The organism is Hyphomicrobium sp., assembly GCF_020852195.1.
Classification (GTDB): domain Bacteria; phylum Pseudomonadota; class Alphaproteobacteria; order Rhizobiales; family Hyphomicrobiaceae; genus Hyphomicrobium_C.
The window spans coordinates 1-11,887 of the sequence record NZ_JADZBI010000203.1 but is presented as its reverse complement, the minus strand read 5'-3'; the positions used below and the strand labels follow the sequence as shown (position 1 = coordinate 11,887).

The 11,887-nt window shown below is 61.2% G+C and carries 13 protein-coding genes, 1 tRNA gene and 2 pseudogenes; 11 read left to right on the top strand and 5 right to left on the bottom strand.

Features of this window, described 5'->3' with window-relative positions:
• Window positions 1-15: 15 nt before the first annotated feature.
• Window positions 16-108, top strand: a tRNA-Ser gene (locus IT540_RS17290).
• On the opposite strand, the gene IT540_RS17285 is transcribed toward IT540_RS17290, so the two are convergent.
• The 5 genes from IT540_RS17285 to IT540_RS17265 all read right to left on the bottom strand — a co-directional run bounded on the left by IT540_RS17285 (window position 68) and on the right by IT540_RS17265 (window position 3,506).
• Window positions 68-1,651, bottom strand: a complete 1,584-nt coding sequence (locus IT540_RS17285; RefSeq protein ID WP_291180769.1) for a recombinase family protein — start codon at window positions 1,649-1,651, stop codon at window positions 68-70. The genes IT540_RS17290 and IT540_RS17285 overlap by 41 nt on opposite strands.
• Before the next feature lie 48 nt (window positions 1,652-1,699).
• Complete coding sequence (locus IT540_RS17280; protein WP_291180767.1) at window positions 1,700-1,975, bottom strand: hypothetical protein; 276 nt, start codon at window positions 1,973-1,975, stop codon at window positions 1,700-1,702.
• 159 nt (window positions 1,976-2,134) lie between these two features.
• Window positions 2,135-2,632 (bottom strand): hypothetical protein, encoded by a 498-nt coding sequence (locus IT540_RS17275; protein WP_291180765.1) that lies wholly within the window; start codon window positions 2,630-2,632, stop codon window positions 2,135-2,137.
• Entirely contained in the window at window positions 2,629-2,856 is a 228-nt protein-coding gene (locus IT540_RS17270; RefSeq protein WP_291180763.1) for a hypothetical protein, read from the bottom strand. The genes IT540_RS17275 and IT540_RS17270 overlap by 4 nt, the downstream gene beginning before the upstream one ends.
• Before the next feature lie 44 nt (window positions 2,857-2,900).
• Window positions 2,901-3,506 (bottom strand): hypothetical protein, encoded by a 606-nt coding sequence (locus IT540_RS17265; RefSeq protein WP_291180761.1) that lies wholly within the window; start codon window positions 3,504-3,506, stop codon window positions 2,901-2,903.
• A gap of 422 nt (window positions 3,507-3,928) precedes the next feature.
• Between IT540_RS17265 and IT540_RS17260 the strand changes: the two genes are divergently transcribed.
• The 10 genes and pseudogenes from IT540_RS17260 to IT540_RS17215 form a co-directional block, all read left to right on the top strand.
• Window positions 3,929-4,264, top strand: coding sequence for a metalloregulator ArsR/SmtB family transcription factor (locus IT540_RS17260; RefSeq protein ID WP_291180759.1), 336 nt, complete (start codon window positions 3,929-3,931; stop codon window positions 4,262-4,264).
• Between the two features lie 12 nt (window positions 4,265-4,276).
• Window positions 4,277-4,798 carry an arsenate reductase ArsC gene (locus IT540_RS17255; RefSeq protein ID WP_291180757.1) on the top strand — a complete coding sequence of 174 codons (522 nt, stop codon included), beginning with the start codon at window positions 4,277-4,279 and terminating at the stop codon, window positions 4,796-4,798.
• Complete coding sequence (locus IT540_RS17250) at window positions 4,798-5,499, top strand: MIP/aquaporin family protein (RefSeq protein ID WP_291180755.1); 702 nt, start codon at window positions 4,798-4,800, stop codon at window positions 5,497-5,499. Before IT540_RS17255 ends, IT540_RS17250 begins: the two co-directional genes overlap by 1 nt.
• Window positions 5,500-5,501: 2 nt before the next feature.
• Complete coding sequence (arsC, locus tag IT540_RS17245) at window positions 5,502-5,918, top strand: arsenate reductase (glutaredoxin) (RefSeq protein WP_291180753.1); 417 nt, start codon at window positions 5,502-5,504, stop codon at window positions 5,916-5,918.
• Window positions 5,915-6,715: an arsenical resistance protein ArsH gene (gene arsH / locus IT540_RS17240; RefSeq protein WP_291180751.1), complete on the top strand. Its 801-nt coding sequence runs from the start codon at window positions 5,915-5,917 to the stop codon at window positions 6,713-6,715. The genes arsC and arsH overlap by 4 nt, the downstream gene beginning before the upstream one ends.
• Before the next feature lie 296 nt (window positions 6,716-7,011).
• Complete coding sequence (locus tag IT540_RS17235; RefSeq protein ID WP_291180771.1) at window positions 7,012-8,013, top strand: PstS family phosphate ABC transporter substrate-binding protein; 1,002 nt, start codon at window positions 7,012-7,014, stop codon at window positions 8,011-8,013.
• Window positions 8,014-8,122: 109 nt separating this feature from the next.
• Complete coding sequence (pstC, locus tag IT540_RS17230; protein ID WP_291180749.1) at window positions 8,123-9,499, top strand: phosphate ABC transporter permease subunit PstC; 1,377 nt, start codon at window positions 8,123-8,125, stop codon at window positions 9,497-9,499.
• Window positions 9,492-9,977: pseudogene (locus IT540_RS17225) on the top strand (DUF3333 domain-containing protein); the annotation flags it as partial. The gene pstC and the pseudogene IT540_RS17225, both read left to right, overlap by 8 nt.
• A 549-nt stretch (window positions 9,978-10,526) precedes the next feature.
• Window positions 10,527-11,333 (top strand): annotated as a pseudogene (gene pstA / locus IT540_RS17220) (phosphate ABC transporter permease PstA); the annotation flags it as partial.
• 45 nt (window positions 11,334-11,378) lie between these two features.
• A partial coding sequence (locus IT540_RS17215) for an ATP-binding cassette domain-containing protein (RefSeq protein ID WP_291180747.1) occupies window positions 11,379-11,887 on the top strand: 509 nt, incomplete at its 3' end.

The window sequence follows — 11,887 nt, the reverse complement described above, 5'->3', positions numbered from 1 at the left end:
GGCTTCGCGCGCTCCGGAGACGTGGCCGAGAGGCTGAAGGCGGCGGTTTGCTAAATCGTTATACCCTCTAAAGGGGTATCAGGGGTTCGAATCCCCTCGTCTCCGCCATTTTGCATTTGCCCGTCTGAACCGCCTGTAAAGCCTTGAAAGGTAAGGTGGTTTTTGGGGTTCTAAATCCCTGATTTCGGCAGTAGGCCAAACGGTCTGCGAAGGTGAGTTTCAGCACCAGTTTTTTGTCGTCCAGCCGCTCGGAAACCCACAGTTCATGCGGGTTTTCGAGGAAGCGGAAGGCGGGTTCAAACTGCTGCGCGGCGCTGCGTCTTGGAGCGGCGCTTTCTTGCAGCTTTTCGATGATGATGAGCTTGTCCTTCTCCAGCCCGGCGATGCGCCGTTCATAGGCGGCGATGACAGACGCCGTGGAGGATTCCACGATGCGGTCGAGCAATTGCTCGATCTGTTGCTCGGTCTTGCGAAGGTCGTTGCGAAGAGCCTTGGCGATCTCTTCTGTACGGCTGGCGTACTGCTCCCATGCATCGAAGAACAGGTCTTTGAACAGCGCGGCGGTCTGCGCGGATGGGGAAAGCCCTTGCAGCAGCGTGCCGAACTGTTCCTCGATCACGTCGCGCTTGATGGACTTGCCCCGGCAAGTGCAGCCTTTGGCGAAGCAGAGATAATAGGGATGCCGCTTCCCGGTCTTGCTCTTTGACCAGCCTGCGGTGAGCGGCCCGCCGCACTCGGCGCACACGGCGTAGCCCCGCAGCGGGAAGTCCTCGCCGATATCATTGTTTGTGAAGACGCGCGCGCCGCCCTTGATGCGCTGCTGGATACGTTCAAAGGTTTGAAGATCAATCAGCCCTTCATGATGGCCCTTGCGCAAGCTCACGCCCCAATGGGGAACCTCGATATACCCGGCGTAGTGCGGACGGCTTAAGAGGCGCAGCACTTCCTCGTACCGCACGGTTCCGGCTGCGGTCTTGCAGGGATATTCGGGCTGGGATTCGAGGAAGCGCTTTACCTCGGCTTGCGTCTGGAAGCGCCCTGACGCAAAGCCTTCAAGGGCTTCCTGCACGATGGAGGCCAGCGGCTCGTCGCGCACCAGCAATTGCCCGTGCCCATGAACCTTCTTGTAGACATAGCCTGTGGGCGCGTGAAACACCCAGTAGCCGTTCATGGCGCGGGCGCGCATGCGGTTCTTGGTCTGCTCGCCGTTCTTCTGGCGCTGGTGCTGGCTGGCGCTGGCCAGCACGTTCTCGACGAAGATGGAATCGGAATCCTCCCCGAACGTGATCGAGGGGCTTTCGAGCCTGCCGCCTGCGAGGCCTATGGCAAGGCGGAGATCGGTATGGACGCGCGTGTCGCGCGCAAGGCGGCTGATGTCGTCGATGACGACGACGATCTCCCCCTCGCGGCTGTGATGCTTGAGGTAGGAGAGCATGGCCATGACGCCCGGCCTGTCGGACAGCGAGCCGGAGATGGCCTTGTCGAAGAAGGTTTCTACGATCTCATAGCCCTTGCGCTCGGCATATTCCCGGCAGCGCGTGGCTTGGGATTCGAGACCGTGCCCTTCCGCCACCTGCCGGGGGCTGGAGACGCGGGCATAGATGACGGCGCGTGTGCCGCTCTGTGTTTTTGTGTTGTCGTTGGCGCTCATGGTCACTTCCTTGGTGTTTGCACTCCTTCTTGGTTGCGGTTTTGCGGCTTACGCCGCGCCCTTCTTACCCTGCGATGCGGCGTTGTCGTTCGCGGCCTTGGTGCGGGTCTGTTTGATGTTGTTCAAGTCTATCACATTGGAAGCTTCAAAGCCCGATTTCAATGAAGAAACATCACATTTCTCGCTTTCCGCCCTTCCGCTGTAGGCATCGTCCACGAAGCATTGTGCGATGAGCCAGAGCGTGCGGATAAATTCGATTTTCTCAGCCTCACTGAGATCCATGCCATCGAGATGATGGAGGTATTTTTCAATGTCGAGTTTCATGGGCAGCGCATATCCTTCCCCGCGAAGGCCGCGCCCGTATGAAAGCAGCTCACCATCGCGATTATGGGAACATCATGCCCTTTCGTTCGCCGCCAATCGGGGGGAAGCGCGGTGGGCGAAAGCGCCCGGCCAAAAGGCCGGGCGCCAATTATTTCCCGGCTAGAACAGCGCAAGCTGCGGCGTCCTTGCCTCTTCCAGAAGCGATATGATCTTGCGGGCGTCTGCCGCCTCCGATTTTCCGGCGGCGGCGATGTTGCGGAACAGCTCTATCATCGAATGAAGCCCGGCGGCCCTTGCATCGTCTTCGCTAAAGAAGGCGGTTCCGTTCCAGACAGATGGCGAAGCCCCGCCGCCGCATGTTGCCGTCATATAGCTGGTGTCCATCGCCCAGAGGCCGGACGGGGAAGAGGCATAGCGGATTTCTGCGCGGCAACGGCCCTTGGCAAGCTCGATGCGCTCATACGGGATAAACACGCCAGAATCGTTGATGCACTCGTGATTAGGCCCGATGCCCCAGAGTGCCGCCACGTCCCGCAAGCAATCGTCATTGACGTGGTAGCCGCGCCCATACCGGGCGCGGATTTCGTTTTGCGCCGGGCGCATGTCCAGCGCCTCGATGCCCAAGGGGTCAAGACCGATGCGGGGAAGCTCCATCATTGCGCACCGCCGTTCATCGTCCGGTGCAGGGCAATGGTGGCGCGGTGCAGTTGCAGGGCCGTTTCCAAGTCCTGCTCAATGACCAGCAGCGCGCCGATGGCTTCAGTGCGGCGCTCGTGCTTGATGGCCTCATGCGCTTCGGCGCTGTAGTGTGATGCTGAGAGCAAGCGCTGGTCTATAGCGTTGATCAGCACGGCAAGCGTGCGGTTTTCGTATGTGCTCATGGTTTCTTCTCCTTCTTGTTTGAGCGTGGGGCAGTGGCCGCGCCTTATGCGAAAGGCGCGGTCGAAAGCCAGCGGATGACGGAATCGCCCTTGTGCGCGTGATCCCAGATCAGCCACGCATAGCGGTGGCTGGATGTGTGCTTGGTGGCGCGTTCGGGTTTTCCCAGCGGGAAGCACACGCACTCATCCAGCGCGTAGATCACGCTTGGCGAACGGCGCACGAAAAAATCATGGCGCTTGGGATGACAGAGCGAGGCAATGTTAAGCAGCATAGCTACGCGCCCGCCTGTCTGGTGCGTGAACGCCAAAGCCTTTTCCACGAACCTATCGGCCAAGCCCCAGCCGTAAGGCGGGTTCGTCACGATGTTGCGCGCGAAGGGCTTATCCAGTGTCAGGAAATCATAGCCGGGATAGCCGTAGCCCCAATCGGTGATGTCGGTGGCGATAACGTCATATCCGGCGGTTACAAGCTCGCGGGAAATCGCGCCGTCACCGCAAGCTGGTTCCCATATGTCGCCCTCAAAGCGCTCCACCGAAAGCAACGCGCGGATGGCCGAAGGCGGCGTGGGGTAAAACTCGAATGATGCGCGGCGCTCCGGCACGCGCGGCTTGAAATAGGATGAGTAATCAAAATCAGTCGCAATACGCATGGGTTCCTTTCGTCGTCCTCACACCCCGGTAAAAAGGGGGTGCTGCTGCACCCCTGCCCCTTGGCGAAAGCGAGTGGGTCTGGGTCGGTGCGGCTTGTCGGCATGACCGGGCTGCCATCACGGGCGGGGCGCACTTGCCCTGCGCGGGATGCGGCCCTGTCAGTGCGGGAGAAGACGTGCCAAGGGAGGGAGGGCAGCGCCCTCCCTGATCCCTTCAAGGAAAACGTGCGAAGCTCAGAATCCCTTGCGTCAGCGATGGAAGCCCGCAAGGGCCGAGACTGCTCTGCACTTGCAGGCTCGGTTCACGACAGCGCGGCCCCGGCAACGCCGGGGAGACGCCCCAGCCCAAAAAAAGGGCGGCCCAATTCCAGGCAGCCAATATTCTAATTGAATCATCCAATAATTATTGTATCGTTGCTTTCATGGATACCGATTTAGCCGTTACTTCTCTCGCCGCGCTCGCTCACGAACAGCGTTTGTGCATCTTCCGTCTCCTTGTTCGCATAGGCCCGAACGGGCTCCCCGCCGGAGAGATCGCCGAACAGATAGGAGCAACACCCACCGGCGCCTCGTTCCATCTCAAGGAACTGGACCGTGCGGGCTTGATCTACGCGACCCGTAAGGGGCGGTTCATCCGCTACGCCGTGCATGTGGATGGCATGCGCCAGCTTCTCGCGTTTCTCACCGAGGATTGCTGCCGGGGCAATCCGGAACTCTGCGGCACAGCAATCAAGAAGATCCGAAGCGTCTGCAAGTAAGGAGGATTCGCCATGACCGCAAACAAGCCTCTCAACGTGCTATTCCTATGCACGCATAACTCGGCTCGGTCGATCATCGCCGAAGCCATCATGAACCGTCTCGGTATCGGCAGGTTCAAGGGCTACAGCGCCGGTAGTCAGCCGAGCGGAACGGTCCATCCGTACGCACTCGATCTCCTTCGCCAACTCAACTACGACACCGCTTCGCTGCGCTCGAAATCGTGGGAGGAGTTCACGGCGCCGGACGCGCCACAGCTCGATTTCGTCTTCACGGTTTGCGACAACGCCGCCAACGAGGTCTGTCCCGTCTGGCCCGGTCAGCCGATGACCGCCCATTGGGGCTTGCCAGATCCGTCGGCGGTCGAAGGCAAAGACTCCGAGCGGCACTTCGCCTTCGCCGATACGCACCGCATGCTCTACCAACGCATCAGCATCTTCACGAATCTGCCGCTAGCTTCGCTCGACAAGCTCTCGCTCCAGCGCCGTCTTGAGGACATCGGCCGAAGCACGCTGGCGCCGGAGAAGGCGACCTGATGGCGGCGTCGTACGCGCAGCGGCTCGGGGCCGAGTTCATCGGTTCGGCCATGCTCCTGGCAACCGTGATCGGCTCCGGCGTCATGGGCGAGACGCTATCAGGCGGCAACGTCGCCATCGCGCTGCTCGCCAACACGCTGGCGACCGGTGCGATCCTCGTGGTGTTGATCACCATGCTCGGACCCATCTCCGGCGCGCATTTCAATCCGGCCGTCACGGTGGCCTTTTCCCTGCGCCGCGAAATCTCCGTGGCGGACGGGACAGGTTATGTGCTCGCTCAAGGGGCCGGAGCGCTGCTCGGCGTGCTTGTCGCGCATGCCATGTTCGACCTTCCGGTCTGGCAGCTTTCGCAGAAGGTGCGCAGCGGTTGGGCGCAGGGCTTCTCCGAATGGGTGGCCGCCTTCGGCCTCATCGCGACCATTCTGTTGACGCTGCGGGTGCGTCCCGAGGCCGTCGCCACCTCCGTGGGCCTATACATCACAGCTGCGTACTGGTTCACGGCGTCGACTTCGTTCGCAAACCCGGCGGTGACGCTGGCGCGGGCGTTCTCCGACACGTTCGCCGGCATTCGCCTCGCGGACGTGCCTATGTTCGTCGCTGCGCAGTTCCTTGGTTCCGTTGGCGCGCTTGCCGTCGTGCACCTGCTAACCGGCAAGGAGCAACCGATCGCATCCGATCCCGTCCGGTCGCCCGCGGAGTAGGCATGGCCATCACCATCTATCACAACCCCGCGTGCGGAACGTCGCGCAACACGCTGGCCATGATCCGCCAGAGCGGCGAGGAACCCCGGATCATCGAATATCTCACGACGCCGCCGTCGCGCGATGAGTTGCTCGGCTTGTTGCGGAACATGGGCATCGCACCGCGCGACCTGCTGCGGCGGAAAGGAACCCCCTATGACGCGCTTGGCTTGAATGATGAGAAGTGGAGCGATGATGAGCTGATCGATGTCATGCTCCAGTCCCCTATTTTCATCAACCGGCCCATCGTGGTGACGCTGCTCGGAACCAAGCTCTGCAGGCCGTCGGAGAGCGTGCTCGACATCCTTCCCAATCCGCACATCGGCGATTTTACGAAAGAAGACGGCGAGGTCATTCCCGCCAGAAAGTCGACGCCATGAGCGCAGACGGCAACGGCAGCGATCCCCTCCCCAATCTGGCACGCCATCTTTTTCAGAGGCCGGATCTCGAGCGGCTGCACCACGTGGACCCATCGACGCACCGGCCGCGCATCCTCATGCTGTATGGTTCGGTGCGTGACCGCTCCTACAGCCGGCTACTCACCTTCGAGGCGCGGCGGCTTCTCGAGGCGCTGGGCGCAGAGACCCGCGTCTTCGATCCGCATGGCCTACCGCTTCCCGACGGCGCGCCCGCCGATTACCCCAAGGTGGCGGAGTTGCGCGAGCTGGCTGCTTGGTCCGAAGGCCAAGTGTGGTGCTCGCCGGAGCGGCACGGCGCCATGAGCGGCATCCTGAAGGCGCAGATCGATTGGATTCCTCTTTCTATGGGTGCGATACGCCCCACGCAAGGCAAGACCCTGGCGCTGATGCAGGTCTGCGGCGGGTCGCAGTCCTTCAATGCGGTCAATCAGATGCGCGTTCTCGGCCGCTGGATGCGCATGTTCACGATTCCCAACCAATCCTCGGTGGCCAAAGCCTTCCAGGAATTCACCGAGGGCGGGCGCATGAAGCCCTCTGCCTTTTATGACCGCGTCGTCGACGTGATGGAGGAGTTGGTGAAGTTCACCCTCTTGCTTCGCGACCGTGCGCCCTATCTCGTTGATCGCTACAGCGAGCGCAAAGAGAGTGCGGAGGAACTGTCGCGCCGCGTCAATCTGAGCGCGGCTGCTCCCGGCACCACGGAGCAGAACCCCTGCTGTGCGAGCACCTGCTGTGGGCCGGTTCCTGCGTCCGAGTGAACCGGTGTGTCGCCAGTTGTATTGATTGCACGGTGCGTCAACCATACGAACGACCCTTTCCGGAGTCGCCATTCACCCTCTGCGCTCTTTCGGTGATCTTTGGCAATTTATGTCGCCGAAACAAATAAATAGGCATTCATAAAACGGTTGTGCCGCTGGTCTATTGAAGACCGGCCGGGGCGAGGGGCCCTGGGTGGGGCGTCGGCAGAGGGCCGCGTCCGTCGCGTACCCCCGAGACATAGGAGATCAGCGTGAACACCAGGTTCATCGCATACACGGCAGCTGCTGCTGTGAGCATGGCTGCCTTTACCGGAGCGGCCTCCGCCCGCGACCAGATCCGCATCGTCGGGTCCTCGACGGTGTATCCGTTTACCACGGCGGTTGCCGAGCAGTTCGGCAAGGCCGGCGGCAAGACCCCGGTCGTCGAGAGCACCGGCACGGGCGGCGGCTTCAAGCTGTTCTGCGCCGGCGTCGGCGAGGGCCATCCTGACGTTTCGAACGCTTCGCGCGCCATCAAGAAGAGCGAGTTCGACGACTGCCAGAAGAACGGCGTGACCGACATCGTCGAGGTCAAGGTCGGCATTGACGGTCTCGTTATGGCTAATTCGAAGGCCGGTCCAGACCTGAATCTTACTCAGCAGCAGGTCTTCCTCGCCCTCGCAAAGGAAATTCCTGGAGCTGACGGCAAGCTCGTCGCCAACCCGAATAAAACTTGGAAGGACGTCGATCCGTCGCTTCCGGATGAGAAGATCGAAGTGCTCGGCCCGCCGCCGACCTCCGGCACCCGCGACAGCTTCCTCGAACTCGTCATGGAGAAAGGCGCTGAGGGGATCGAGGCGCTCAAGGCCGTCAAGAAAGAAGATAAGAAGGCCTTCGAGAAGGTTTGGAAGTCGATCCGTGAGGATGGCGCCTACATCGACGCCGGCGAGAACGACAACCTGATCGTACAGAAGCTCGAAGCCAATCCGAAAGCCGTCGGTATCTTCGGCTACTCGTTCCTCGAGGAGAACACCTCGAAGATCAAGGGTGCGAAGATCGCAGGTGTCAGCCCTGAATATGACACCATCTCTGGCGGGACCTATCCTGTTGCACGTCCACTCTTCATCTACGTGAAGAAGCAGCATGTCGGCGTCATCCCCGGCCTCAAGGAGTTCGTGGCCGAGTACGTTTCGTCGAAGGCTATGGGTGAGGATGGTTACCTGCCGAAGAAGGGTCTCGTGCCGCTTCCCAAGGAGGAGGCTGACGTCTCCGTCAAAGCCGGCAGCGATCTCGTCGTGATCTCGGCTCCGTCTTCGTGATGAAGCAACGGGCTTTCGCTTCAGGCGTTTGCCCGACATGACATTGGAGGTGGAGGTAAAGCCTCCGCCTCCTTTCGCACCTCTAAACTCGCTCGAGGTTCCGGGTCACATGTCCGCAATCTATTTTCTAGCCATTGCCGTGCTCTCCGTCGCCGCGTTCCTTTACGGACGACAGAGAGGCACCGCGTTCCGAGCGGCCGGTCCCGACGTTCATTCCCTTCCATCCTATCATGGCTGGTTCACGGCGATCACCGTCGCAGTGCCAATGCTTATTCTGTATTGCATCTGGAGCCCGATCGCACCGAAGATCATCGAAGCGGAAGCCCTGTCCCGGCTGCCAGCTGCCATGCAGCCGACCGACTCGCTATCCCATTCTGCGCTGCTGCGCGAAATCTCCAACGCGCTCGCCGGCGGTGCCCTTTCGCAAAACGCGAAGCCGGAGATTCAAGAGGCCGCACAGGCTTGGCAGTCGCTCGCCGCGATGAGCGATTACGCGCGCCTCGGCGTCGGTCTACTGCTTGCGATCGTCGGATTTGGCTGGGCCGCGTCCCGCCTGGGAAAAAATTTCCGTGCCCGGAACAATGTCGAGCGCGCGGTGCAGTTGCTCCTCATCCTCTGTTCCGTCGTGGCCATCCTGACCACCCTCGGCATTGTGTTCTCGGTCCTGTTCGAGACCATGCGCTTCTTCGGCAAGTATCCCTGGACCGACTTCCTATTCGGCCTGCAGTGGTCGCCTCAGATCGCGCTTCGCTCGGATCAGGTCGGCCAGTCCGGCGCCTTTGGGTTCATCCCGCTCTTCGTCGGCACCATGCTCATCATGCTGATCGCCATGCTGGTGGCGGCGCCGGTCGGCCTCTTCTGCGCGATTTATATGGCGGAGTATGCGACGCCGCGCTTTCGCGCCACCGCAAAGCCGATCCTTGAGATCCTGGCCGGTGTTCCGACGGTCGTGTTCGGCTTCTTCGCGGCGCTCACTGTCGCGCCCTTCATTCGCGGCTTGGGCGCCGATTTCGGCCTGGATGTCGCGTCGGAGTCGGCGCTTGCCGCGGGCTTCGTAATGGGAATCATGATCATTCCCTTTGTCTCATCGCTCTCGGATGACGTCATCAACGCCGTCCCGCAGTCGCTGCGCGACGGCGCCTATGCGCTGGGCGCGACGAAGTCGGAGACGATCAAGAAGGTCATTCTGCCAGCCGCGCTTCCGGGCATCGTCTCCGCCCTGATGCTCGCGATCTCGCGCGCGGTCGGTGAGACGATGATCGTTGTGATGGCAGCCGGTCTCGCCGGTAATCTCACGTTCAATCCGCTCGATGCGGTGACTACCATCACCGTCCAGATCAAGACCCTGCTCGTGGGCGATCAGGAGTTCGATAGCGTCAAGACGCTCTCGGCCTTCGCACTCGGCTTCGTCCTCTTCTTCTTCACCCTCACGCTCAACGTGATCGCTCTGAAGATCGTCCAAAGGTATCGGGAGCAATATGACTGACATCCTTTCCAATCCCGCGGTGGGCAGACCAGTGCAGAGACGCATCGACGTCACTTCGGAGAGCGCCGTTCGCCGGGTGAAGAGCCGGTATAGAGCGGAGACGCGATTCCAGGCCTACGGTATCGCCGCCGTCTGCTTCGCGGCCCTCTTCCTGGTCATTCTCCTTGCTGACATCCTCTTCAAGGCTATCCCCGCCTTCACCCAGGCGCGCCTCAAGATCGAGCTGCCCGTGTCCGCCGAGCACGTAAACCCGGAGAAGGTTGCGGCTGGCGATTTCGATGCGGTTGTTCGCGATGGCCTGCGCGCCATCTTCCCCCAGGTCACCACGCGCGCCGACCGGAAAGCTCTCTCCAACATTCTTTCTTCCGGCGCGGCCGACTATTTGCGGACCGAGGTCGTACGCAATCCCTCGGTGATCGGCCAGTCGGTGACCGTTCCGGTTCTGCTTTCCTCTGACGCCGACCTCTATCTCAAGGGAATCACGACCGATCGCACCTCCCGCAGCGGCGAGGCCGACGCGACGGTCTCAGGTGCGACCGAAACCGTGACGATCTCGACCTCTTCGGCAAGCTTCTCCGACGAACTCGAGCTCCTGAAGAAGGCCTCCGCCGAAACAAGCGCGTCGCTCGATAGGGACATCGAGTTCCTGCAGCTCAACTCGCAGTCGATCGGCGCTGATATCAAGGCAGCCGAAGAACGGCTCGCGACGGCACGCACTTCGAACGATGCGAAGACCGTCGCCGAACTGGAGTCCAAGGTCGCGACATTCAAGTCCTCTAAAGATGGGATCGATGCGCGGCTCGAGAAGGACCGCGCTATTGCCGCGGCACTTACTCAGCTCAAGGCGGAGACCGGCAGCTCCGGCACGCTCGACAGCAAAATGCCGTCGGTGCTGATCTCTATCAACGGTGGCATTGTCAAAGCGACGCATGTGACGCTCGATCGGGTGGAGGGCAATGTTCTCGTTCCCCTCGCTACGACGGATGCGGCTCCCGCCGGCTCCTGGCGGACGATCCTCATCGAGCGGCCGGAAGACAACCGCAAGATCCAGGATCATGAGATCGCGTTTCTGGAGAGGCTGAGCGACGAGGGCAAGACCGAGCAGGTGGCGAACTTTGCCTTCCTCAGCAACGGCGACAGTCGAGAGCCCGAACTCGCTGGAATCCTGGGTTCGCTCGTGGGCTCTGCCCTCACGATGCTGGTAACGCTGCTCCTTTGCCTTCCCATCGGCGTCGGTGCGGCGATCTATCTCGAGGAGTTCGCGCCCAAGAACCGGCTTACGGAGATCATCGAAGTTAACATCAACAACTTGGCCGCCGTCCCCTCGATCGTGTTCGGTCTTCTCGGCTTGGCAATGTTCCTGAACTTCTTCGGCATGCCGCGCTCTGCCCCGCTTGTGGGCGGCCTTGTTCTCGCCTTGCTGGTGCTGCCGACGATCATCATCGCCAGCCGCGCCGCGCTGAAGGCGGTGCCGCCTTCCATCCGCGAAGCGGCGCTCGGTATCGGTGCGTCGAAACAGCAGGCGATCTTCCATCATGTGCTGCCATTGGCCATGCCGGGTGTGCTGACCGGCACCATCATTGGTATGGCCCACGCGCTCGGCGAATCCGCGCCACTGCTTATGATCGGCATGGTCGCCTTCATCGTGGATGTTCCGACGAGCGTCACAGACGCCGCTACGGTGCTGCCGGTTCAGATCTTCCTGTGGTCGGACCTGCCGGAGATCGGCTTTCAGGCCAAAACCGCGGGCGCCATCATCGTGCTGCTGCTCTTCCTGTTTGCGATGAACGGGCTGGCGATCTGGATGCGCAAGAAGTTCGAGAGACGTTGGTAGAGATTGGCTCACACAAGGATCTGAGGATTTGCAATGGAAATGATCGTGTCTCCTGTGAGCGCGTCCAATTCGGCTTCGACGACATCCGGAGCTAAGGTCGTTGGACGCAAGGTCAACGTTTATTACGGCGACAAGCACGCCATCAAGGACGTCACCGTGGATATTCCGGATCGCGGTGTCATGGCCTTCATTGGGCCGTCAGGCTGCGGCAAGTCGACGTTCCTGCGCTGCATCAACCGCATGAATGACACCATCCCGATCTGCCGCGTCACGGGCAAGATCACGATCGACGGTCAGGACATTTACGATCCGGTCCTCGACGTGGTGCAGCTGCGCGCCCGCGTGGGCATGGTGTTCCAGAAGCCGAACCCGTTCCCGAAGTCGATCTACGAGAACGTGGCCTACGGGCCCCGCATCCACGGTACGGCCTCGTCGAAGTCCGAAATGGACGAGATCGTGGAGAGCAGCCTTCAGAAGGCCGCCCTCTGGGGCGAGGTCAAGGACCGCCTCCATGAGTCCGGCACGGGCCTCTCGGGCGGCCAGCAGCAGCGCCT

Bases quoted from the DNA above. Each gene is read 5' to 3' on its own strand.
- IT540_RS17285 (WP_291180769.1), bottom strand. From the start codon at position 1,651: ATGAGCGCCAACGACAACACAAAAACACAGAGCGGCACACGCGCCGTC.
- IT540_RS17280 (WP_291180767.1), bottom strand. From the start codon at position 1,975: ATGAAACTCGACATTGAAAAATACCTCCATCATCTCGATGGCATGGAT.
- IT540_RS17275 (WP_291180765.1), bottom strand. From the start codon at position 2,632: ATGATGGAGCTTCCCCGCATCGGTCTTGACCCCTTGGGCATCGAGGCG.
- IT540_RS17270 (WP_291180763.1), bottom strand. From the start codon at position 2,856: ATGAGCACATACGAAAACCGCACGCTTGCCGTGCTGATCAACGCTATA.
- IT540_RS17265 (WP_291180761.1), bottom strand. From the start codon at position 3,506: ATGCGTATTGCGACTGATTTTGATTACTCATCCTATTTCAAGCCGCGC.
- IT540_RS17260 (WP_291180759.1), top strand. From the start codon at position 3,929: ATGGATACCGATTTAGCCGTTACTTCTCTCGCCGCGCTCGCTCACGAA.
- IT540_RS17255 (WP_291180757.1), top strand. From the start codon at position 4,277: ATGACCGCAAACAAGCCTCTCAACGTGCTATTCCTATGCACGCATAAC.
- IT540_RS17250 (WP_291180755.1), top strand. From the start codon at position 4,798: ATGGCGGCGTCGTACGCGCAGCGGCTCGGGGCCGAGTTCATCGGTTCG.
- arsC (WP_291180753.1), top strand. From the start codon at position 5,502: ATGGCCATCACCATCTATCACAACCCCGCGTGCGGAACGTCGCGCAAC.
- arsH (WP_291180751.1), top strand. From the start codon at position 5,915: ATGAGCGCAGACGGCAACGGCAGCGATCCCCTCCCCAATCTGGCACGC.
- IT540_RS17235 (WP_291180771.1), top strand. From the start codon at position 7,012: ATGGCTGCCTTTACCGGAGCGGCCTCCGCCCGCGACCAGATCCGCATC.
- pstC (WP_291180749.1), top strand. From the start codon at position 8,123: ATGTCCGCAATCTATTTTCTAGCCATTGCCGTGCTCTCCGTCGCCGCG.